The 20,600-nt window shown below is 71.2% G+C and carries 21 protein-coding genes; 9 read left to right on the top strand and 12 right to left on the bottom strand.

Features of this window, described 5'->3' with window-relative positions; genetic code table 11:
• Position 1: 1 nt before the first annotated feature.
• Positions 2-985, bottom strand: coding sequence for a glycosyltransferase family 4 protein (locus ACFWGZ_RS05620; RefSeq protein ID WP_382450271.1), 984 nt, complete (start codon positions 983-985; stop codon positions 2-4).
• Between the two features lie 20 nt (positions 986-1,005).
• On the opposite strand from ACFWGZ_RS05620, the gene ACFWGZ_RS05615 reads away from it, so the two are divergent.
• From ACFWGZ_RS05615 to ACFWGZ_RS05600, 4 genes are read left to right on the top strand one after another with little or no spacing between them, the layout of a single operon-like run.
• Positions 1,006-1,908 (top strand): glycosyltransferase family 2 protein, encoded by a 903-nt coding sequence (locus ACFWGZ_RS05615; protein ID WP_382450270.1) that lies wholly within the window; start codon positions 1,006-1,008, stop codon positions 1,906-1,908.
• 37 nt (positions 1,909-1,945) lie between these two features.
• A complete protein-coding gene (locus ACFWGZ_RS05610; protein WP_382450269.1) occupies positions 1,946-2,530 on the top strand; it encodes a hypothetical protein in 585 nt (194 codons plus the stop codon).
• 3 nt (positions 2,531-2,533) lie between these two features.
• The gene (locus tag ACFWGZ_RS05605; protein ID WP_382450268.1) at positions 2,534-5,029 is read left to right on the top strand and encodes a glycosyltransferase; all 2,496 of its coding nucleotides are present in this window, start codon (positions 2,534-2,536) and stop codon (positions 5,027-5,029) included.
• On the top strand, positions 5,030-6,121 hold the full coding sequence (locus ACFWGZ_RS05600) for a glycosyltransferase family 4 protein (protein WP_382450267.1): 1,092 nt from the start codon (positions 5,030-5,032) through the stop codon (positions 6,119-6,121).
• A gap of 239 nt (positions 6,122-6,360) precedes the next feature.
• Here ACFWGZ_RS05600 and rfbD read toward each other — a convergent pair whose 3' ends face one another.
• Together rfbD and rfbB are read right to left on the bottom strand one after the other, a co-directional pair.
• On the bottom strand, positions 6,361-7,209 hold the full coding sequence (gene rfbD / locus ACFWGZ_RS05595; protein ID WP_382450266.1) for a dTDP-4-dehydrorhamnose reductase: 849 nt from the start codon (positions 7,207-7,209) through the stop codon (positions 6,361-6,363).
• A gap of 3 nt (positions 7,210-7,212) precedes the next feature.
• On the bottom strand, positions 7,213-8,199 hold the full coding sequence (gene rfbB / locus ACFWGZ_RS05590; RefSeq protein ID WP_382450265.1) for a dTDP-glucose 4,6-dehydratase: 987 nt from the start codon (positions 8,197-8,199) through the stop codon (positions 7,213-7,215).
• 129 nt (positions 8,200-8,328) lie between these two features.
• Here rfbB and ACFWGZ_RS05585 point away from each other — a divergent pair, with 129 nt between their 5' ends.
• From ACFWGZ_RS05585 to ACFWGZ_RS05575, 3 genes are all read left to right on the top strand, one after another.
• Positions 8,329-9,873 (top strand): LCP family protein, encoded by a 1,545-nt coding sequence (locus ACFWGZ_RS05585; protein WP_382450264.1) that lies wholly within the window; start codon positions 8,329-8,331, stop codon positions 9,871-9,873.
• 67 nt (positions 9,874-9,940) lie between these two features.
• On the top strand, positions 9,941-11,143 hold the full coding sequence (locus ACFWGZ_RS05580) for an LCP family protein (RefSeq protein WP_382450263.1): 1,203 nt from the start codon (positions 9,941-9,943) through the stop codon (positions 11,141-11,143).
• Between the two features lie 10 nt (positions 11,144-11,153).
• Positions 11,154-11,855, top strand: a complete 702-nt coding sequence (locus ACFWGZ_RS05575; protein WP_382450262.1) for a TIGR03089 family protein — start codon at positions 11,154-11,156, stop codon at positions 11,853-11,855.
• Here ACFWGZ_RS05575 and ACFWGZ_RS05570 read toward each other — a convergent pair.
• Both ACFWGZ_RS05570 and ACFWGZ_RS05565 read right to left on the bottom strand, forming a co-directional pair.
• A complete protein-coding gene (locus tag ACFWGZ_RS05570) occupies positions 11,836-12,252 on the bottom strand; it encodes a DoxX family protein (protein ID WP_382450261.1) in 417 nt (138 codons plus the stop codon). The two genes, ACFWGZ_RS05575 and ACFWGZ_RS05570, sit on opposite strands and share 20 nt — an antisense overlap.
• 134 nt (positions 12,253-12,386) lie before the next feature.
• On the bottom strand, positions 12,387-13,145 hold the full coding sequence (locus tag ACFWGZ_RS05565; protein WP_382450260.1) for an META domain-containing protein: 759 nt from the start codon (positions 13,143-13,145) through the stop codon (positions 12,387-12,389).
• Positions 13,146-13,272: 127 nt separating this feature from the next.
• On the opposite strand from ACFWGZ_RS05565, the gene ACFWGZ_RS05560 reads away from it, so the two are divergent.
• On the top strand, positions 13,273-13,599 hold the full coding sequence (locus tag ACFWGZ_RS05560) for an ArsR/SmtB family transcription factor (RefSeq protein WP_382450259.1): 327 nt from the start codon (positions 13,273-13,275) through the stop codon (positions 13,597-13,599).
• The gene (locus ACFWGZ_RS05555; RefSeq protein ID WP_382450258.1) at positions 13,596-14,075 is read left to right on the top strand and encodes an SRPBCC family protein; all 480 of its coding nucleotides are present in this window, start codon (positions 13,596-13,598) and stop codon (positions 14,073-14,075) included. Before ACFWGZ_RS05560 ends, ACFWGZ_RS05555 begins: the two co-directional genes overlap by 4 nt.
• Positions 14,076-14,213: 138 nt before the next feature.
• Here ACFWGZ_RS05555 and ACFWGZ_RS05550 read toward each other — a convergent pair whose 3' ends face one another.
• The 7 genes from ACFWGZ_RS05550 to ACFWGZ_RS05520 all read right to left on the bottom strand — a co-directional run bounded on the left by ACFWGZ_RS05550 (position 14,214) and on the right by ACFWGZ_RS05520 (position 20,574).
• Entirely contained in the window at positions 14,214-15,044 is an 831-nt protein-coding gene (locus tag ACFWGZ_RS05550) for a hypothetical protein (protein WP_382450257.1), read from the bottom strand.
• A 178-nt stretch (positions 15,045-15,222) separates the two neighbouring features.
• Positions 15,223-16,386, bottom strand: coding sequence for an acyl-CoA dehydrogenase (locus ACFWGZ_RS05545; RefSeq protein WP_382450256.1), 1,164 nt, complete (start codon positions 16,384-16,386; stop codon positions 15,223-15,225).
• Between the two features lie 78 nt (positions 16,387-16,464).
• Positions 16,465-16,953, bottom strand: coding sequence for a 5-(carboxyamino)imidazole ribonucleotide mutase (gene purE, locus ACFWGZ_RS05540; protein ID WP_382450255.1), 489 nt, complete (start codon positions 16,951-16,953; stop codon positions 16,465-16,467).
• Positions 16,950-18,140 carry a 5-(carboxyamino)imidazole ribonucleotide synthase gene (locus ACFWGZ_RS05535; RefSeq protein ID WP_382450254.1) on the bottom strand — a complete coding sequence of 397 codons (1,191 nt, stop codon included), beginning with the start codon at positions 18,138-18,140 and terminating at the stop codon, positions 16,950-16,952. The genes purE and ACFWGZ_RS05535 overlap by 4 nt, the downstream gene beginning before the upstream one ends.
• Positions 18,141-18,221: 81 nt before the next feature.
• Positions 18,222-19,406: a hypothetical protein gene (locus tag ACFWGZ_RS05530; RefSeq protein ID WP_382450253.1), complete on the bottom strand. Its 1,185-nt coding sequence runs from the start codon at positions 19,404-19,406 to the stop codon at positions 18,222-18,224.
• Positions 19,403-20,197, bottom strand: coding sequence for an ATP-binding cassette domain-containing protein (locus tag ACFWGZ_RS05525; protein ID WP_382450252.1), 795 nt, complete (start codon positions 20,195-20,197; stop codon positions 19,403-19,405). Before ACFWGZ_RS05525 ends, ACFWGZ_RS05530 begins: the two co-directional genes overlap by 4 nt.
• Positions 20,194-20,574 carry a GntR family transcriptional regulator gene (locus ACFWGZ_RS05520; protein WP_382450251.1) on the bottom strand — a complete coding sequence of 127 codons (381 nt, stop codon included), beginning with the start codon at positions 20,572-20,574 and terminating at the stop codon, positions 20,194-20,196. Before ACFWGZ_RS05520 ends, ACFWGZ_RS05525 begins: the two co-directional genes overlap by 4 nt.
• Between the last annotated feature and the right edge of the window lie 26 nt (positions 20,575-20,600).

The following is a 20,600-nucleotide window of genomic DNA, read 5'->3' as shown; positions in this document are numbered from 1 at the left end:
GCTAATCCGGGCGTACAGCGTGGACGTCCCAGACACCGCGCGCGGTCTTTTCCCAGGTGAACTCACTCGCGCGGGTGATCCCGGCCTCGACGGTGTGATCTCGATCGGCCAGCACGGCCCTCAGACCTTCCGTCAACGACGCCAGGTCGCCCCGGCGCACGACGGTGCCCGCGCCGCCCGCGACCTCCACCAGGGCGGGGTCGTCGGAGTGCACCACGGGCACCCCCGCGGCCATCGCCTCCAGCACCGGCAGGCCGAACCCCTCGGCGAGGCTGGGCGCCGCGAGCAGGGTCGCGCCGGCCAGCACCGAGGCGAGCCGGGAGTCGGGCACCTTGCCCAGCAGCGTCACGTGCGGGGCGCTCAGCGAGATGCCGCCCCACCCCTGCGCGCCGACGACCACGAGCGGCACCCGAAGCCGTTCGGTCGCGCGCACCAGCTGCTCGAAGCCCTTGCGCGGCTCGATCGTGCCGATGGCGAGCACGTAACCGGGCGCGAGGTCCTCGGCGGGCGGGCCGACGAGCCGGGTCACGCCGTTCGGCACCACGTGCACGGGCACCTCGACGCGAACGCACTCCTGCAGCTGGGACGCGACGGCCTTCGTCGGCACGACCAGCGCGCGTGCCCGCAGCGCCGCCCGGGAGATCACCTTGCGGTGCCACGCGACACCGCGCGGGGTCAGCGTCTCCGGGTGCGTCCACGGCACCACGTCGTGCACCGTCACGACGGCGCCGGGCAGCGGGGCGAGCGGCGTCGGGGCGTGGACGTGCGGCCCGAGCCGGGGCGGGAGACCGCGCTCCCACAGCGCCACCAGCGCCCGCCGGGGCAGCTTGACCACGCGGTCGGCGTTCGCGGTGGCCGCGGAGGTCACCGTCCAGCCGGGCGGCGCGGTCGCGGCCAGCGCCGTGACCAGCTCGGCGGTGTAGCGGCCGGTACCACCGGGGACCGGCGCGTTGAGTTGCTCGGTCAGCACTACTAGCTCTGGCACGTCGCGTACCGTCTCACGCCGTGTCGGCACTCAGCACCGTGGTGGTCGTGACGTGGCGGGGACGTGAGCACATCACGGCGTGCCTGGACGCCCTGAAGGCCCAGAAGAGTCCACACAGGACGATCGTCGTCGACAACGCCTCCGACGACGGCACCGCCGAGCTGCTCGGCGGGCACGAGGTCGTCAGGCTGCCGCGCAACCGCGGGTACGCCGGTGGCCTCGCCGCCGTGCTGCACCTGGTCGACACCCCGTACGTCGCGTGGCTCAACGACGACGCGGTCCCGGAACCCGCCTGGCTGGCCGAGCTGGAGAGCGCTCTCGCGAAGGACGCCGGCGCGGCGGCCGCCACCTCCTCGATCCTGCTGGCGGACGGCTCGACGCAGTCCGTCGGCGTGGCGCTGACCGCCGACGGTCACGGGAAGGACCTCGTGCTCGCGGGGCGCGAGGTGTTCGGGTTCTGCGGCGGGGCCGCGCTGCTGCGGACCGACGTGCTGCGGGCGGTGGGCGGCGTCCCGGCGAGCTTCTTCTGCTACTACGAGGACACCGACACGGCCTGGCGGCTGCGGCTGGCGGGGCACCGGGTCGTCTCCGTCGGGCCGGCGCGCGTGCGGCACCGGCACGGCGCCAGCACCCGGCCCGGTTCCAGGCTCTTCCACCGCTGGAACGAGCGCAACCGGCTGCTCATGCTCCTGCGCTGCGCACCGGCGGGGGTCGCCGCCACCCAGCTCGCCCGGTTCCTCGCGATCACGGTGCTGCTGCCGTTGCGGCGGAACGCCCCGCGGGCCGCCAACTTCCGGTTCGGCCTGCGCGCCCAGGTGCTCGCGGAGGTGCTCCTGAGGCTCCCCGCCGTGCTCGTGCAGCGGTGCACGATCACGACGAGCACGAAGCGCGGCCGCGTCTGGCAGGACTGGGCGGGCCGCTGACCGCAACCTCCGGCCGGTCACGCGCGTCCCCGGTGCGATGACTCCCCCCGTTCCGGTCGCCCGGCCGCTCCGGAGGCGGCCGGCACCCCTCATCGCCCTGGGGCTCGCCGCGATCGCCGCCGCGGTCGTGCTGGGCGCCGTCGTGCCCGAGAACCACCAGCTCGCCGTGCTGGCGCCGTGCTGCCTGGGCTCCCTCGCGTTCGCGTGGGGCGTGGGCAAGCTCGGCCCCGCGTGGCTCGTGCTGCCCGCGCTCATGGTCGTGGTCCCCGGCACCGCCGTCCTCGTCAGCGACGGTCACCGCGCGTTGATGGACGTGCTCGCCACGCGGGAGACGTGCGTGATCCGCGGCGTCGACGACGTGCCGGGTCCGGACAACCCCGCGTTCGCCCACCGCATCACCTGCCGGGACGGCGCGGAGCTGCGGATCGTGGTGCCCGGCGAGCAGGAGAAGAAGATGCTGCCTGGTCCGGCGACCGTGCTGCGCCACCCGGTGATGCGCCCGCTGCTCGCCGAGCGCAACGACTGGTCGACCGAATGGGTCTTCGGGGTGCCCCTCGCGGTGCTCCTGCTGCTCGTCTGCGCAACCGCACTGCGGGCGCGCAGAGTGATGAGGCAGTCTTAGCGCGTGGAACGAGCATCCCTGCCCGCCGTCTCCGTCGTCGTCGTCAACTACCGCGGCGCCGAGGACACCATCACCTGCGTGCGCGGCCTGGCCGAGGTCGACTACCCGGCCGAGCTCCTCCAGGTGGTCGTCGTCGACAACGAGGCGCACGACACCGCACGGCTCAAGCAGGAGCTGGGCGGGCAGCCCGGTGTCAAGATCGTCACCGACGACCGGAACCTCGGCTTCGCCGGCGGCTGCAACCTCGGCGTCGAACACGCGACGGGCGACGTGCTCGCGTTCCTCAACAACGACGCGCGCGCGGACCGCGCCTGGATCAAAACCGCGATCAGGGTCTTCCACGCCGAACCGTCCGTCGGCGCCGTCGCGAGCAAGGTCCTCGACTGGGACGGCGAGAGGATCGACTTCGTCGACGGCGGCCTGACCTGGTTCGGCATGGGCTACAAGCGCCACGTCGGCACGGTCGACGACGGCAGCCACGACGCCCCGCGCGACGTGCTGTTCGGCACCGGCTCGGCGCTGTTCGTGCGCGCCGCCCTCTACCGCGAGCTCGGCGGGTTCGACGAGCGGTTCTTCATGTTCTACGAGGACGTCGACCTCGGCTGGCGGCTGAACCTGCGCGGCTGGCGGGTCCGCTACGAGCCGGCGTCGCTCACGTTCCACCGCCACCACGCGTCGATGAGCTCGATCGACCACAGCCGCGAGCTGTACCTGCTGGAGCGCAACGCGCTGGCGGCGCTCTACAAGAACTTCTCCGACGAGACCCTCGCGCGCGTGCTGCCCGCGGCGCTGGCCCTGGTGGTGCGCCGGGCGACCGCGCGCGGCGAGATCGACGCGAAGCAGCTCGAGATCACCCGCCGCCCGGCCGACCCGGCCGACGACCGCAGGCCCGCCGAGATCCCGCGCCAGTCGCTCGCGGGCTTCCTCGCCATCGACCAGTTCGTCGAGATGATGCCGGAACTGGCCGAGTCGCGCCGCGTCGAGCAGGCGTCGCGCCGGAGGTCCGACGTCGACCTGGTCCCGTTGATGCGCAAGGCCCTGGAGCCCGCCTACGACATCCCGCGCTACCTGGTGGCGCACGACATCCTGGTCGAGGCGCTCGGCGTCGACGAGGTGTTCGGCAAGCCGCGCAAGATCCTCGTCATCACCGGCGACGCGATCTCCGAGCGCATGGCGGGCCCGGCGATCCGCGCCTGGCACATGGCGGACGTGCTCTCCGGTGAGCACGAGGTCCGGCTGATCACGACTAACCCGTTGTGCGACCCGCCGGACGCCCCGTTCACCATCGAGGGCGTCAAGCTCAAGCAGCTGCCCGAGAACGTCCGGTGGGCGGACGTGATCGTGTTGCAGGGCCACGCGCTGGAAATGGCTTCGGAGCTCAAGCAGCCGGGTAGTACCAAGATCGTGGTCTGCGACATCTACGACCCGATGCACCTGGAACTCCTGGAGCAGGGCAAGGACGACAGCGACGAGAAGCGCGCCGCCGACCTGAAGAGCGTCACGCGCGTGCTGACGAACCAGCTGGAGCGCGGCGACTTCTTCCTGTGCGCGTCCGAACGCCAGCGGCACTTCTGGCTGGGCCACCTGGCCGCGCTGGGCCGGTTGACGCCGACGCTCTACGACAACGACCCGACGACCCAGTCGCTGCTGGGGATCGTCCCGTTCGGACTGTCGGGCAAGCCGCCGCAGCGCACGGGTCCCGCGATCAAGGGCGTGGTGCCGGGCGTCGAGGACTCCGACAAGGTCGTGATCTGGGCCGGCGGCGTCTACTCGTGGTTCGACCCGCTGTCGCTCATCAAGGCGATGGACCACCTGCGCAGGCGGCAGCCGTCCGCGAAGCTCTACTTCCTCGGGATGAAGCACCCGAACCCCGAGGTCCCGGACATGGACATCGCCGGCCAGACCCGCTCGCTCGCGGCGTCGCTGGGCCTGACCGGCGAGAACGTGTTCTTCAACGACGGGTGGGTGCCCTACACCGAGCGGCAGAACTGGCTGCTCGACGCGAACTGCGGCGTCACCACGCACTACGAGCACGTGGAGACCACGTTCGCGTTCCGCACGCGGGTGCTCGACTACCTGTGGGCGGGCCTGCCGATCGTCACCACGTCCGGCGACTCGTTCGCGGACCTGGTGGAACGCGAAGGACTGGGCGTCGTCGTGCCTCCGGAGGACCCGGAGGCGCTGGCGGACGCGCTGGAGAAGGTGCTCTACGACGAGGAGTTCGCGGCGTCGTGCCGCGAGCGCATCGCCGTCGTCCGTGAACGGTTCACCTGGGAGACGGCGCTCGCGCCGCTGGCGGAGTTCTGCCGCGACCCCAGGCCCGCGGCGGACCGTCTGTCGGGCTCGGCGCCCATGGTGCGCACGCCGGGGCTCAGCACGACGGACAAGGTGAAGCGGGACCTGCGGCTGGTGCGCGAGTACCTGGACGCGGGCGGCCCGACCGAGTTGGCCAAGCGGGCGTCGGGGCGCCTGCGCAAGATCGCGCGTGGTGGCAGGTAGATGGCGAGATCCCCGAAACCCCTCTCGGTGCTGCTCGACGGCACCCCACTGCTCGGTCACCGCACCGGGATCGGCCGCTACACGGCGGCACTGGCCGAAGAGCTGGCTTCCATGCCAGGCGAGGTCGACGTCCGGGCGGTGGCGTTCACGTTGCGCGGCTGGCGCGCGTTGCGGACGGTGCTGCCGCACGACGTGACGGCGCGCGGCCTGCCGGTCGCGGCACGGGCGCTGCGGGCGATGTGGCTGCGCGCCCCGTTCCCGCCCGTCGAGTTCCTGACGGGCTTCTCGAACGTCATGCACGGCACGAACTTCGTGCTGCCGCCGACGCTGCGGGCGGGCAAGGTCGTCACGATCCACGACCTGGCGTTCCTGGACGCGCCCGGCGACCTGCCGCCGTCCGACCGCAGGCTGCCGGAGCTGGTCCGGCTCTCCGCCCAGCGCGCGGACGTGATCTGCACGCCGACCGCGGCCGTGGCGAACGTCGTGGCGGACCGGTTCTCGGTGCCGCTGGAGAAGATCGTCGTGACGCCGCTCGGCGTCGACCCGGCGTGGTTCGCGTCCCGGCCGCCGTCGCCCACGTTGCGCGGCCGGCTGGGGCTGCCGTCGGAGTACCTGCTGTTCGTGGGGGCCAACGGTCCCCGCAAGGGCCTCGAGCACCTCATCAAGGCGCACGCGTCCGACCCCTCGCTGCCCCCGCTGGTGCTCGTGGGCCCCGGACAGTCCGGTGTGGACGGCCGGGTCCTGCGGACCGGCTACCTGTCGGACGTGCACCTGCGGTCGGTCGTCGCCGGGGCCACGGCCCTGGTGCTGCCGTCGCGCGACGAGGGCTTCGGGCTGCCGGTGCTGGAAGCGCTGGCCTGCAACATCCCCGTGGTCTGCTCCGACGTGCCCGCACTACGCGAGGTCGCCGGCGGGCACGCGCTGCACGTGCCGGTGGGCGACGTGGAGGCACTGGCCGACGGGCTGGCCAGGGCCGTCGCCGCCCCGGCCACGCCGGAGGCGCAGTCGGAACGGCGGGCGCACGCGGCCGGGTTCACCTGGCGGCGCTGCGCGGAGAAGACGGTCGAGGCGTACCGGAAGAGCCGGGCCTGAGGGCGCGTTCGGAGCCGGGCGTCAGGAGACCCCGACGCCCGTACACGTCACCGCGAGTGCGGCGTCGGCGAGTGCTTGTCCAGCTGGCTCATCGACACCTGCCGTGAGCCCGTGACAACGGCGACGCACCGGAGGAAGAGCTGCCGATCGGAATCCGTTGCCGCGGGTCGCGCAGGATCGCGCCCGGAGTCGACCATGCCGACCAGGCTCTCGTATCCGCAACGACCGTGCCAGACCGGTCACCCCAATGGCGCAGCACCCGCACGGGGAGCGACCACCCCTGCCCGGAAAGCCTCCGTCAGGGCGCCGCGCCAGTGCGGCAACGGGCGCAGTCCCGCTGCTGCCCACGCTTCGCCGGACAGCACGGAGTAGGCGGGCCGCGGGGCGGGACGCGGGAACTCGGCCGTCGTGCAGGGCCGCACGCGGTCCGGGTCGGCGCCCAGTTCCTCGAAGACCGCTCGTGCGAAGCCGAACCACGTCGTGTCGCCGCCGCCGGTCGCGTGCAGCAGCCGCTGCTCCGGCAGGACCGAGGCCAGTTCGAGCAGCCCCGCCGCCAGGTCGCGCGACCACGTCGGCGAGCCCGTCTGATCGTCCACAACGGACAGCGACGGTTTCGTGGATTCCAGCGCTGCCATGGTCTTCACGAAGTTGGAGCCGTGCACGCCGTAGACCCACGCGGTGCGCACGACCCAGCCGCCCGCCTCCAGCACACGGCGTTCGCCCTCGAGTTTCGTGCGGCCGTACGCGGTCTTCGGGCCGACTGCGTCGGACGGCTCGTACGGCCGCGTCGCGTCGCCGGAGAACACGTAGTCCGTCGAGACGTGGATCAGCGGAATACCGGCTGAGGCGCACGCCTCGGCCAGCAGACCGGGGCCGACGGCGTTGACCGCGAACGCGCGGTCCTCGTCGGTCTCGGCCGCGTCCACGGCGGTGTAGGCGGCGCAGTTGATCACCGCGGCGGCGCCGGCGAGGTCGGCGGCGGTCACCGCGGTGACGTCCAGCTCGGCCGAGGAGACCGCGCGGACGTCGGCGGACAGGGCGGCGAGGTCGTGGCCGAGCTGACCACGACCACCGGGAACGAGGATCAACGCTCAGCCCTTCGCCAGCCGGGCGCGCTCCTTGAGCGGCTCCCACCAGGCGCGGTTCTCGCGGTACCACTCGACGGTGTCCGCGAGCCCGACGGCGAAGTCGACCTGCGGCGCGTAGCCCAGCTCCGCGGAGATCTTGGAGATGTCGACCGAGTAGCGGCGGTCGTGGCCCTTCCGGTCCTGCACCGGCTCGACGGCCGACCAGTCACGGCCCGTGGCCGCGAGGAGGCGCTCGGTCAGCTCGCGGTTCGTGAGCTCGGTACCGCCGCCGATGTTGTAGATCTCGCCCGGCCTGCCGCCCTCGGCGACGAGCTGGATGCCCCGGCAGTGGTCGTCCACGTGCAGCCAGTCGCGCACGTTCAGGCCGTCGCCGTAGAGCGGCACCTTCCCGCCGTCGATCAGGTTCGTGACGAAGAGCGGGATCACCTTCTCCGGGAACTGGTACGGACCGTAGTTGTTCGAGCACCGCGTGATGCTGACGGGCAGCCCGTGCGTGCGGTGGAACGCCCGCGCGAGGAGGTCGGAGGAGGCCTTGGAGGCCGAGTACGGCGAGTTGGGCTCCAGGATGTGGTCCTCGGACCACGACCCGTCCTCGATCGAGCCGTAGACCTCGTCGGTGGAGACGTGGACGAACCGGCCCACGCCCTCGTCGAGCGCGCCCTGCAGCAGCGTCTGCGTGCCGAGGACGTTGGTCAGCACGAAGTCGGCGGACCCCGTGATGGAGCGGTCGACGTGCGACTCGGCGGCGAAGTGCACGACGACGTCGACGCCCTTCATCTGCTCCCTGACCACGACCGGGTCGCAGATGTCGCCGCGGACGAACTCGAACTTGCCCGCGACCGAGGCGAGGTTGGTCTCGCTGCCCGCGTAGGTGAGCTTGTCGAGCACCACCACTTCGGCACCGGCGAACGCCGGGTACGACCCGCTCACCAACTCCCGCACGTAGTGCGAGCCGATGAACCCGGCCCCACCCGTCACCAGTACGCGCATGCCATTTCCTCCCGTGGTGGTGATCCCCGCTCGCAGTCTGTCACGTACGTCATCGCTGCAACCCACAGCAATGTCACGTCGTTTGTCTTATAAACGACTAAACTCGGTGTGGTGGGGGAGGAAACGGCTGTGGAAGGCAGAAGTCTGCCGGTCAGGGTGGTCGGCGCCCGGCCGTCGGCGGCCTTCCGCGCGTTCCTGGTGACCGGGAAGGTCTTCATCTCGCTGGTCTCGGCCGCTGTGCTGCTCGTCACGTCGTACGGGTGGACCAAGCTGCGCGCCGCGGACGGCGGCATCGTGAAGACCGAGGTCATCTCGGAGGAGCTCACCAAGCAGGGCCCCAAGCCGCTCGACGGCGCCGTCGACATCCTCCTGGTCGGCATGGACAGCCGCACGGACGCGCAGGGCAACCCGCTGTCGCAGGAGGCCCTCGCGCTGCTCAACGGGGGCATCCCCGACGGCGAGCAGAACACCGACACGATGATCCTCGTGCACATCCCCGTCGACGGCACGCGCGCCGTCGCGATCTCGTTCCCCCGCGACGCCTACGTCGAGATGGCGGACGGGTTCGGCAAGCACAAGCTCAACTCGGCGTTCGCCCGCCAGCGCAACACGGTCGACCAGCAGTTGCGCTCACAGGGAGTGACCGACGAGCAGCAGATCCGCACCGAGTCGATGGCCGCGGGCCGCAAGACGTTGATCAAGACCATCGAGGGCCTGTCCGGCAACCAGGTGCGGATCGACCGCTACGCCGAGGTCAACCTGGCGAGCTTCTACGAGGTCACCAAGGCCATCGGCGGCGTCGAGGTGTGCGTGAAGGAGGCCACCTCCGACAGCGACTCCGGCGCGAACTTCGCGGCGGGCCCGCAGACGATCGAGGGCGCGCAGGCGCTGTCGTTCGTGCGCCAGCGCAAGAACCTGCCCGGCGGCGACCTCGACCGCATCGTGCGGCAGCAGGTGTTCATCGGGGCGCTCGCGAAGAAGGTGCTCTCGAGCGGCACGCTGACGGACTCGATGAAGCTCAACGGGCTCGTCGAGGCCGTGCAGAAGTCGGTGATCCTCAGCTCCGGCTGGGACATCACGACCTTCGCCGAGCAGATGCAGGGCCTGGTCGGCGGCAACTTCGAGTTCAAGACGATCCCCGTGGGCGAGCCGACGGACACCTACAGCGACGGCAACGTCCTGCCGGTGAACCCGGCCGAGGTGAAGAAGTTCCTCACCAGCCTCGCCGCGGAGAAGACGACGAAGAGCGGTTCCGCCGCACCGACGACGACCACCACGCTGCCCGCTCCCCCGGCCACGTCGATCACCGTGCAGGTGCTCAACGCGGCGAACGTGCAGGGCCTCGCCACCCAGGTGATGAACACGCTGTCCACCAAGGGCTTCCAGCGCGGCGCGGTGGGCTCGGCGCCGGTCAGCGACACCACGGTCGTGCGGTACGCCCCCGGCGAGGAGGGCTCGGCGCGCAAGGTCGCGGCGGAGCTCGGCCAGGACGTCACCGTCGAGGAGAGCGCGTCCGTCCAAAAGGGACAGGTGCAGGTGTTCGTCGGAACGGACTACCAGGCGCCGGACGACTCCGAGGACGTGGACCTGCAGAACGCGCCCGGCACCCCCTCCGCTCCGGTCACGAGCAGCACTCCGCCGATCACTGCCGGTGGACTCGTCTGCGTGAACTGAAATCCCGGCGTAACGGTCCTCCGATAGTTACGCTGAGAGAGCAAATTCAGCACCTGGAGGACCGACGTTGAGCGCCGCTGCACGCGCGAGGAAGACCGCACTGGTCGCCGGCCGGACGGCCGTCGCGCTCGTCGCCGTGACAACGCTGGCCTTCTCCGGCTACTTCTGGACCGCCCTGCGGCTGGTGAAGCAGAACACGAACACCACGCAGATCCTCGAGGTCCTGGAGGACATCCCGAACTCGCCGCCCGCCGAGGACGGCGCGATCGACATCCTGCTGGTGGGCAGCGACAGCCGCACGGACGCGCAGGGCAGACCGCTGCCCGCGGACGTGCTGCGCAAGCTGCGCACCGAGGGCACCGACACGGTGAACACGGACACGATCATCGTGATGCGCGTGCCGCGCAACGGCGGCAAGGCGAGCGCGATCTCGATCCCGCGCGACACGTACGTCCCGATCGCCGGCTACCGCGAGGACAAGATCAACTCGGCGTACGGCGCCGTGAAGTACCTCACGGCCGAACGGCTGCAGGCCGAGGGCGTGAGCGACCAGGCCGAGCGCGAGCGCAAGTCGGACGAGGCGGGCCGCAAGGCGCTGGTGCAGGCCGTGCAGGACCTCACGGGCATGCGCGTCGACCACTACGCGGAGATCAACCTCTACGGCTTCTACCTGCTGACCGAGGTGATCGGCGGCGTGCAGGTGTGCCTTCGGGCCGGCACGTCGGACCCCAACTCCGGCGCGAACTTCCGCGCGGGCCCGCAGACGATCTCGGGCGGCGACGCGCTGGCGTTCGTGCGGCAGCGGAACATGCCCGGCGGCGACCTCGGCCGCATCACGCGCCAGCAGGTGTTCATGTCGCAGGCGATGAAGCAGCTGCTGTCCGCGGGCACGTTCACCGACCCCGGCAAGATGAACGGGCTGCTGGACGCGGTGTCGAAGTCGGTGGTCGTGGACGAGAAGCTCGACCTCGCGACGCTGGCGGCGCAGGCGCAGGGCCTCGCGTCGGGCAACGTGGAGTTCGCCACGATCCCGGTGACGAACATCGACGCGCGCAACGACCGGGGCCAGAGCGTGGTCACGGTCGACCGCGAGGCCGTGAAGGCGTGGGTGGCGCAGTTGATCGGCGAGACGCCCCAGGCCGCCCCGTCCTCGACGACCGCCACGCCGACCCCCACGTCGCCCGCGCGGTTCGGCCCTGGGAAGCTGCTCGCACTGGACGGCTTCCCCGCCGTCGCGGCAGCCCGACAGGACGTGCCCTGCGTCGATTAGGAGACCGAGCGTGAGCGTGACCGAGATCCTCTTCACGCCCCTGCTGAAGGCCGACTCCGGCCGTCCGCTGATCACGCACTACGACGACGCGACGGGCTCGCGGGTCGAGCTGTCCCGCGCGACGGTGAAGAACTGGGCCGCCAAGACGGCGAACTGGCTGCGTGACGAGCACGACGTCGAGCCGGGCGACACGGTGGCGGTGCTGCTCCCGTCGCACTGGCAGACCGTCGGCGTGCTGCTGGGCGCGTGGTGGTGCGGTGCGCGCGTCGTCGTCGGTTCGGGTTCCGACGGCGCGAAGGTGGCCATCGTGCCGCCGGGTGGCGCGGCGGACGCGGACGTCGTGGCCGTGGCCTCGCTGCACCCGCTGGGACTCGGTTCCGGCGCCCCGGTCGACTACTCCGACGACGTGCGCGTGCACGGCGACGACTTCTCCCCGTGGGAGCCGGTCGCCGGTTCCGCGCCCGCTCTCGGCGACTTGACCGTGGACGAGGTCGTGGCGGCGGCGCGGGAGCTCGGCGCGGAGCTGGGGGCCGAGCCGCGCGTGCTGTCCACTGTGGAGTGGGACTCGGCTTCCACCGTGCTGGAGGGGTTCCTGGCCGTGCTCGCGGCCGGCGGGTCGCTCGTGCAGGTGAGCAATCCCGACGCGGGCCGGTCGGCCGCGCGCCGGGACGCCGAGAAGGTCACCCGGGAGATCACGCCGCAGCGGGGTTGAGCACCTTGTTGTTCTTGAACAGCACGCGGTCCAGCGCGTAGGCGCCGCCGTTGAAGCCCAGCGCGAGCGCGGCCGCGCCGAGTGCGATCACGAGCTCGGCACCGCCCTCGCCGGTGAGGCCGTTCGGCAGGTGCACGATGACCCAGGCGCCGACCATGTTGAACGCGAGCAGCACGCCGACGACGGGCAGCGCGACACCGGCGATCAGGGCGGCACCACCGACGAGCTCGACGGATGCCGCGAACCACGCGGACAGCGTCGGCAGCGGCACGCCCATCTTGTCGAACGACCCGGCCGTGCCCGCCATGCCGAACTCGGCGAACTTCTGCCAGCCGTGGGCGATGAAGATGACGCCGATGGCGATCCGGCCGATGAGTGCGGTCACGTCCTTGAGCATGGTCCTCGAATCCCCGATCCTGTCGTTGCACTGCTGGTCGTTCAACTCCGAACCAAAGCTAGTGCAGGTTCGAACGACCTCATGATTTCGACAGGATCCGCACAGCAAGTCCTTAGGTTCGCAGGTCAGCGCGGTCAGCTCTTCTTCAGCCGCACGCCCGTGCCGGAGGAACCGGTGAGCGCCAGCGCCTGACCGTCCACTTTGTACGTCACCTGACCTCGAAGTGCTTCCGTCACAGCCTTTTCCACCGCCATCTCGTCCGGACCACACGCCTTGTCGGTCAGGACCAGCTGCTCGAACGTGATCGACTGCCCCTCCGTCCGGTACCGCGCGGAGCCGCTGTTGCACCCGGCCAACACCCGGACCCCGCCGTCCTGGAACGCCAGCGTCGCAACGACTCCGCCGGGCACCGACGACGCGGTATCACCGGTGAGCAGTGTGTCGACCGTCCACTCGCCACCTTCCAGCGCCGCCGGAACCTCCTGCGCGAGAACGATTTCCGCGCTCGTGCCGGTGACGACGAGGTTCCCGCCGTCCATCCGCCACGACGGCGTGGCGCTCAGGAAGTTCGACAGCCACTCGTCCTGCTCGTGCAGGCCGGGGTTCGGGCACCCCATCGCGGTCGTGCTGAGCTCGGACACCTCGAGCCGGCCACCACCCAGCGAGACCGGCGCCTGCATCTGGTTGCAGCCGGCGCGGGCGATCAGCCTGCCGTCGTCGGTGAACTCCACTCGCACCCGCGTGCCCTCGACCAGGGCGCGCACCTTGCCCTGCTCGGTGACGGACGTGGAGTGGAAGACCTTGCCCACCACGTCACCTCCCCCTCCAGCGCCGCCCCCGCACGCGGCGGCCAGCAGGGCGACGGCGACGACGACGAGAACCCGGTAGCTCATGTGGTGAGGACGGAGCGCGAGGTCTCCGGGGTTGCCGGAGACCTCGCGTTCGGCCGGGGCTTGACAGCACGGCCACCCTGAGGCTTACTTAACCCAGAGGTTAGATAACCAAGTGGTTAGGTACGAGATGGACCAGCTGAGCGCCACCTTCGCCGCCCTGGCGGACCCGACCCGCCGGGCGATCCTCGCGCGGCTCACCGAGGGCCCGGCGACGGTGAAGGAGCTCTCCGAGCCGTTCGACATCAGCGGCCCGGCGATCTCCAAGCACCTGCGCGTGCTGGAGAAGGCAGGCCTGATCACCCGCGGCAGGGAGGCCCAGTGGCGCCCCTGCCGGCTCGACGCGACACCGCTGGAGGAAGTCGCCGTGTGGGCCGAGAACTACCGCCGCTTCTGGGATGCGAGCTACGCGCGCCTGGACGCGCTCTTGACGGAGATGAAGGAGACAGAGCAATGACCACCACCAAGTTCGGCACGACCGTGACGCTCCCGTCCGACACCGAGATCGCGATGACGCGCACGTTCGACGCGCCCGCGGCACTGGTGTGGAAGGCCTTCACGGAGCCGGCGCTGCTGAAGCGCTGGCTGCTCGGCCCCGACGGCTGGGAGATGCCGATCTGCGAGGTCGACCTGCGCGTGGGCGGCAAGTGGCGCTACGGCTGGGCGCAGCCGGACGGCTCGGGCGCTTTCGAGATGCACGGCGAGTACACCGAGGTCACGCCGCACTCGCGGATCGTGAACACCGAGCACTTCGGGGACAACCCGCCCGCGGTGACGACCGTGACGTTCGCCGAGGAGGACGGGCGGACGACGATGACCTCGACGATGACGTTGGTGTCGCAGGAGGTCCGGGACGCGGTGCTGGCGACCGGGATGGCGGACGGGGCAGGTCGTTCGTACGAGCGGCTGGGCGAGGTCCTCGGTTCGCTCTGACCGGTTCCCGGCGAGGCCGGCTCGTCACCTGGCCGCGTCTCGCGGCGATGGCAGGCCCACCGCAGCGCCCGACCGCGGGACCTGTTCTCCGGTCGGGCGTGTGCACAAGTGGTGCCGTTGAACCGTCGCCGGTGAAAGTCACGGACCCAGGCTCACGACGTGCCCGGAGTCGGCGACCAGCCTGATCGGCTGTCCTGCCCTGCCGTGCCGGCGCCGGTAGGTCGTGACGAGCGCACCGCCGTCCGCGGCGTCCAGGTGGTAGATCTTCGCGTCGAACCTGCCGTCCGGTTTGACCAGAACCTTCACAGAGGCACCCGTCCACACCTGCATCGCACCCCGATGTGCGTTGTCGCTGTGAGTCAACCTGCCGTGGTGGCGGATCCAGTGCATTCCCTCACTGCGCTGCGCTTTCCGGAAGGCGGTCATGGCCCTCGCCCGGAACGACGCGGTTGCGGCGAGGCTGGGGAACAGCAGGACCGAGTTCGTGGTGACGCCGATCGGTCTCCTGATGGACTTCACCCAGGCTTCGCGAACCGACGCCGCACCACCGGGCTGGACGACCACATGGGAGTCGCTGAACTTCGAGTCGAAACGCGCCCGGAGCGCGCTCAGCTGATCGCTTGCCTCACGTCGGCGCAAGACCGACTCCAGCACCGACAGACGCTTCGAGATGCCGGCCCGGCGGCTCCTGAACCTGTCCTCGCGGTACTTGGCGAGGATCGTCGTCCTGATCCTGTCGAGGCCGGCGACCGAATGATCGTCGGTGTCCACCGCGGAGTGAACCTCGGCGGAGAAACGGACCTTGACCCGTTGCAGGCTCGTGCCCGGGGCGAGGGCTCGGCACACCGCGGCGTTGCCCGCGGCACGTTGCAGGTCGAGCAGCAGGGGGTGCGGAGGGTGGCGCCGGGGCGCCGGGTCGGTGTGCAGTGGCACCGCCTCGCTGTGCGGACGAGTGGATCTGCGAGTCATGGTCCGACTGTCCACAGCCGCCCCCGCTGCCACAAGGCGTTCAGGGGCGGGAACGACTGCCCGTTCGTACAGGGGTGAACGCACCGGCGAGCCGGATCGGCTGCTCGGACGGGTACGGCCTGGAGGCCACCTGGTCGTGTGATCAGGAGCCTCCAGGCCGCGACCCGGAGTGGAAACCTCAGCCGTTCAGGACGGCGCGCGACATCACGACGCGCTGGATCTGGTTGGTGCCCTCGTAGATCTGCGTGATCTTGGCGTCCCGCATCATCCGCTCGACCGGGAAGTCCCGCGTGTACCCGGCGCCACCGAAGAGCTGCACGGCGTCGGTCGTGACCTCCATGGCCACGTCCGAGGCGAAGCACTTGGCGGCGGCGGTGATGAAGCCGATGTTCGGCTCCCCGCGCTCGGCCTTCGCGGCCGCGACGTAGACCATGTGCCGGGCGGCCTCGATCTTCATGGCCATGTCGGCGAGCATGAACTGCACGCCCTGGAAGTCCGAAATGGACTTTCCGAACTGCTTGCGGTCCTTGACGTACGCGACCGCGGCCTCGAGAGCGCCCTGCGCGATGCCGACGGCCTGGGCACCGATCGTGGGGCGCGTGTGGTCCAGGGTCCGCAGCGCCGTCTTCAGGCCGGTGCCGGGCTCGCCGATGATCCGGTTGGCCGGGATCGTGCAGTTCTCGAAGTAGATCTCGCGGGTCGGGGAGCCCTTGATGCCGAGCTTGCGCTCCTTCGGGCCGACCGAGAAGCCCGGGTCGTCCTTGTGCACCACGAACGCCGAGATGCCGGCGGACTTCTTGGCGGCGTTGGGGTCCGTCACCGCCATCACCGTGTACCAGGACGACTCGCCGGCGTTGGTGATCCAGCACTTCGTGCCGTTCAGCACCCAGTGGTCGCCGTCGAGCAGGGCGCGCGTGCGCATCGACGCGGTGTCCGAGCCGGCCTCGCGCTCGGACAGCGCGTAGGAGGCCATCGCCTCGCCCGAGGCGATGGACGGCATGACGAGCTGCTTCAGCTCCTCGGAGGCCGAGAGCAGGATCGGCATGGTGCCGAGCTTGTTCACGGCGGGGATCAGGGAGGACGACGCGCAGACGCGCGCCACCTCCTCGATCACGATGCAGGTGGCGACCGAGTCGGCGCCCTGGCCGTCGTAGGACTCGGGCACGTGGACGGCCGCGAAGCCCGCCTTGACCAGGGCGTCGTGTGCTTCTACCGGGAAGCGCTCGTTCTCGTCGACCTCGGCCGCGTACGGCTTGATCTCCTTCTCGGCGAGCGAGCGGACGGCCTCTCGCAGCGCCTCGTGCTCCTCGGCGAGCTGGTAGGTGCCGAAGCTCGGGTTCACCTTGTTACCTCCCGGTAGCGAGTACTCGGCACGATGTTAGCGCCCGTTCACGTGCGCCGCCGCTGTGCCGTTGAGCACTCAGAGGGACTTCTGCAGAGCCGCGTCCTTGTCTAGTACGAGCTGCTCGAGTTCGGCCTGGAAGCGCGCGATGCGCTCCTGCAGGGCCGGGTCGGACGCCGCCAGGATGCGGACGGCCATCAAGCCCGCGTTGCGGGCGCCGCCGATGGCCATGGTGGCAACCGGGATGCCCGCGGGCATCTGCACGATCGAGAGCAGCGAGTCCATGCCGTCCAGGTACTTCAGCGGCACCGGGACGCCGATGACCGGGAGCACCGTGGCGGAGGCGACCATGCCCGGCAGGTGGGCGGCGCCGCCGGCACCCGCGATGATCGCGCGCAGGCCCCGGGAGGCGGCCGAGTTCGCGTAGTCGATCATGCGCTGCACGGTGCGGTGCGCGGAGACGACGCTGACCTCGTACTCGACGCCGAACTCGGTGAGCGCCTCGGCGGCGGCCTTCATCACCGGCCAGTCCGAGTCGCTGCCCATGATCACGCCAACCTGAGTCACTCCGCACTCCCGTGAATGTCGTATCCGTCTGACCAGACGCCGGTGGACAGCCAGTCCGCGGCCAGCCGCGCGCGCTCGCGCACCGACGCCATGTCGTTGCCGAGGAACGTCACGTGGCCGACCTTGCGGCCCGGCCGTTCCTCCTTGCCGTACAGGTGCACGTGCGCGTCCGGGAACCGGGCGAACAGGTGGTGCACGCGCTCGTCGGGGCCCATCGCCGGGGTCTCGGCGGCGCCGAGCACGTTCGCCATCACCACGGCGGGCGCCATCAGGTCGGTGCGGCCCAGCGGGTAGTCGAGGACGGCGCGCAGGTGCTGCTCGAACTGCGACGTGCGGGCGCCCTCGATCGACCAGTGGCCCGAGTTGTGCGGGCGCATCGCGAGCTCGTTCACCACGACGTCGCCGGACGCCGTCTCGAACAGCTCCACGGCCAGCACGCCGACCACGCCCAGCGCCTCGGCGACCTTCAGCGCGAGCTCCTGGGCGGCGTCGCCGTCCAGCGCGGGCGCGGGGGCCAGCACCTCGACGCAGATGCCGTCGGACTGCACGGTCTCGACGACCGGCCACGCCGCGCCCTGCCCGAACGGCGAACGCGCCACGACGGCGGCCAGTTCGCGGCGCATCGCCACGCACTGCTCGACCATCAACGGCGTCCCGGCCTCGAGCAGCTCGGGCACGACCCGCTCGGCGCTCTGCGGGGTGTTCAGCATCCACACGCCGCGGCCGTCGTAGCCGCCGCGGATCGACTTCAGCACGCACGGCCAGCCGTGCTCGGCGCCGAACCTCAGCACGTCGGCGACGGCGTGCACCTCGGCGAACGGCGGCACCGGCAGGCCGAGCTCCGCGAGCTTCACGCGCATCTTCAGCTTGTCCTGCGCGTACTGCAGCGCGTCCGGGCCGGGGTGCACCTTCACGCCCTCGGCCACGAGCGTGCGCAGGTGCTCCTGCGGCACCTGCTCGTGGTCGAACGTGACGACCTCGCAGCCCTTGGCGAACGAGCGCAACGCGTCGACGTCGGTGTGCGTGCCGAGCACCACGTCGTGGGCGACCAGGGCGGCGGGGTCGTTCTCGGAGACGGCGAGCACGCGCAGCGACTGACCGAGGGGGATCGCGGCCTGGTGCGTCATGCGGGCGAGCTGCCCGCCGCCGATCATGCCGACGACTGGGAGACGGGTACGGGAGTCCACGGTTCAGGCAGCCTACCTGCAGCTTCTGCGGACCTCACCAGCAGAGCCAGTCGCACCCGCGGCGCGGCCGTCCAGCCGGTGCTACTCGTCGGCCTTGGTCGCGGGCTCGTCCGGCGCGCCTCCGGTGGCCTCCGCGCCGGGAGCGGGGCTCGCGACGGGAGCGGCGTCCGGCTCGGGCGCCGAGTCGGGCTCGGGCGCTGAGCCGGGCTCGGGCGCTGAGCCGGGCTCGGGCGCTGAGCCGGGCTCGGGCGCTGAGCCGGGCTCGGGCGCTGAGCCGGGCTCGGGAGCCGAGTCGGGCACGGCGTCCGGACCGGGCACCGGGTCCCGGTCGGGCACCTCCCCTGACACGAGACCGCCCACCGGTTCGGGACCGGAGCCGGACGTGATGCGCCGGTGGGAGCGCGACGGCTTCCACCCGCCGCTCCTGCGCAGGATCCGGAACGCCACCGCGAACAGCGCCAGCGCGAGCAGGACGAACAGGCCGGCCTCCATGAACTGGAAGATCCCGATCCGGCCCACCGGCTGGTAGTCGACGTACGTGCCGGCCGCGGTTCCCGAGGCCCGCATGCAGGTGTGCACGGTCAGCCGCGCGCACCGGTCCGTCACCGCCACCGGGTCGAGGCCGGCGTCGACGAAGCCGCCACCCAGCTCCAGCGACCCCGCGGGCACGAGCGGCGTGCCCTCCCAGCGGGCGATCGCGCGTTCCGAGGGCAGCAGGTGGTCGCGGACCACGAGCGAGGTCAGCAGGCGCACCGCCGTGTAGAACACCAGCGTCGCCGTCATCGCCGTGACCACGTGCCGGGTCAGCAGGCCGACCAGCACGCCCAGCGCGAGACCGAAGACCGCGTACCCCGCCTGCACGGCCGGGGACGCCTCGAACGCGTCCCACGACCGCTGCGAGTCGCCGGGGTACCCGTCGCCGATGCCGATGACCACACCGAGCACCGCGGCGAGCGCGCCCAGCACCACCACCCTGCCGCGCAACCACTCCACCGCCGTGACGTCCTGGCCCCACGCCACGAAGTACGTGCGTTCCTCCAGCTCGCGGGCGATCATCGGCGCGCCCCAGAACACGCCGATCACGCAACCGAACGCGAGCTGCACCACCGACGCGTAGAAGCCCGGCAGCATCAGCGAGCCCGCCGGCTGCCGGCCGTGCTCCGCGTCGAGCAGGGCGAGCGTGGCGACCAGGGCGAGGAGGGTGACCACGACGACCGGCCACCGGTGCTGGCGCCAGGTCAGCCACACGATCGAGGCCGCGCTCATGCCGCACGCTCCAGGTGCGCCAGGACCAGTTCCTCCAGCGTCACGAACCGCGCCGCCCACGGCTCGGCGATCGGGGCGCCACCCGAGCGCACGAGGTAGGACGACTGCGAGACGCCGTGCTTGGCCATCACCACACGCCCCTTCACCGGCGACTTGGACGCGTGCGGGCCCGTGTAGAGGACGTGCTGCTCCAGCAGGTCGTCGGTGTCGCCGTCGAGCAGCAGGCGCCCGCCGGAGAGCAGCAGCAACCGGTCGGCGACGCCGCCGATCTCCGCGACGACGTGCGTGGAGTAGACCAGCGTCGTGCCGTTGTCGCCCACGTCGGTGAGCAGGTCCTTCATCACCCTGCTGCGCGCCAGCGGGTCGAGCTCCGCCAGCGGTTCGTCGAGCATCAGCACGTCCGGGCGCGAGCCCAGGGCCAGCGCCAGCGTCACGTGCGTGCGCTGGCCTCCCGACAGGTCGCCGAACTGCAGCCGCCGCGGCACCTTGAACCGGGTGAGCCAGTCGTCGGCGCGCTGGTGGTCCCAGACCCTGTTCATGCGGCGGCCGAACGACAGCACGTCGTCGACCTTGAAGCCCCGGTACATCGGCTTGTGCTGCGGGACGTAGGCGACGCGGCCCGCCACCGCGCTGCGGCCCGAGTAGGGCGGCAGGTGTCCCGCCAGCACGTTCAGCAACGTCGTCTTCCCCGAGCCGTTCGCCCCCACCAGCGCCGTGACGCTGCCGGGCGGCAGCTCGAAGGAGACGTCGCGCACCGCCCACTTCGACACTTCGGCCGCAACCACGCTCATCGCGCTCCCCTGCTCAGCACCTCGCGCATCAGCGCGGTGATGTCCTCGTCCTCCAACCCGGCGGAGCGTGCCTCCGCGACCCACGCGGCGAGCTTGTCGCGCAACGGGTCGAGGTCCTCGGGGGCGGCGGACCCCAGGGACGCCTTGACGAAGGTGCCGGAGCCCTGGCGGGCCTCGACGAGACCGGCGAGCTCCAGCTCGCGGTAGGCCTTGAGCACGGTGTTCGCGTTCACGCCGCTCGTGGCGACGACGTCGCGGACCGTCGGCAGCCGATCGCCCGGCTGCAGCCAGCCGAGCCGCAAAGCCTCCCTGACCTGCTGCCCGAGCTGCAGGTACGCGGGAAAACCGCTGCCGCGGTCCACGTGGAACTCGACCACGCACACTCCCCAGATTGTTCTACTCA

It is taken from the genome of Lentzea sp. NPDC060358, assembly GCF_042725365.1.
Taxonomy (GTDB): domain Bacteria; phylum Actinomycetota; class Actinomycetes; order Mycobacteriales; family Pseudonocardiaceae; genus Lentzea.
Note: the sequence above shows the minus strand (reverse complement) of the source record. Positions and strands in the feature narration are given on the sequence as shown.

What these genes read in the sequence shown, in the direction of transcription:
- ACFWGZ_RS05555 (WP_382450258.1), top strand. Translation starts at nt 13,596, where the DNA reads ATGACCACCACCAAGTTCGGCACGACCGTGACGCTCCCGTCCGACACC.
- ACFWGZ_RS05570 (WP_382450261.1), bottom strand. Translation starts at nt 12,252, where the DNA reads ATGCTCAAGGACGTGACCGCACTCATCGGCCGGATCGCCATCGGCGTC.
- ACFWGZ_RS05530 (WP_382450253.1), bottom strand. Translation starts at nt 19,406, where the DNA reads ATGAGCGCGGCCTCGATCGTGTGGCTGACCTGGCGCCAGCACCGGTGG.
- ACFWGZ_RS05610 (WP_382450269.1), top strand. Translation starts at nt 1,946, where the DNA reads ATGACTCCCCCCGTTCCGGTCGCCCGGCCGCTCCGGAGGCGGCCGGCA.
- ACFWGZ_RS05600 (WP_382450267.1), top strand. Translation starts at nt 5,030, where the DNA reads ATGGCGAGATCCCCGAAACCCCTCTCGGTGCTGCTCGACGGCACCCCA.
- ACFWGZ_RS05560 (WP_382450259.1), top strand. Translation starts at nt 13,273, where the DNA reads ATGGACCAGCTGAGCGCCACCTTCGCCGCCCTGGCGGACCCGACCCGC.
- ACFWGZ_RS05565 (WP_382450260.1), bottom strand. Translation starts at nt 13,145, where the DNA reads ATGAGCTACCGGGTTCTCGTCGTCGTCGCCGTCGCCCTGCTGGCCGCC.
- ACFWGZ_RS05525 (WP_382450252.1), bottom strand. Translation starts at nt 20,197, where the DNA reads ATGAGCGTGGTTGCGGCCGAAGTGTCGAAGTGGGCGGTGCGCGACGTC.
- rfbB (WP_382450265.1), bottom strand. Translation starts at nt 8,199, where the DNA reads ATGCGCGTACTGGTGACGGGTGGGGCCGGGTTCATCGGCTCGCACTAC.
- ACFWGZ_RS05550 (WP_382450257.1), bottom strand. Translation starts at nt 15,044, where the DNA reads ATGACTCGCAGATCCACTCGTCCGCACAGCGAGGCGGTGCCACTGCAC.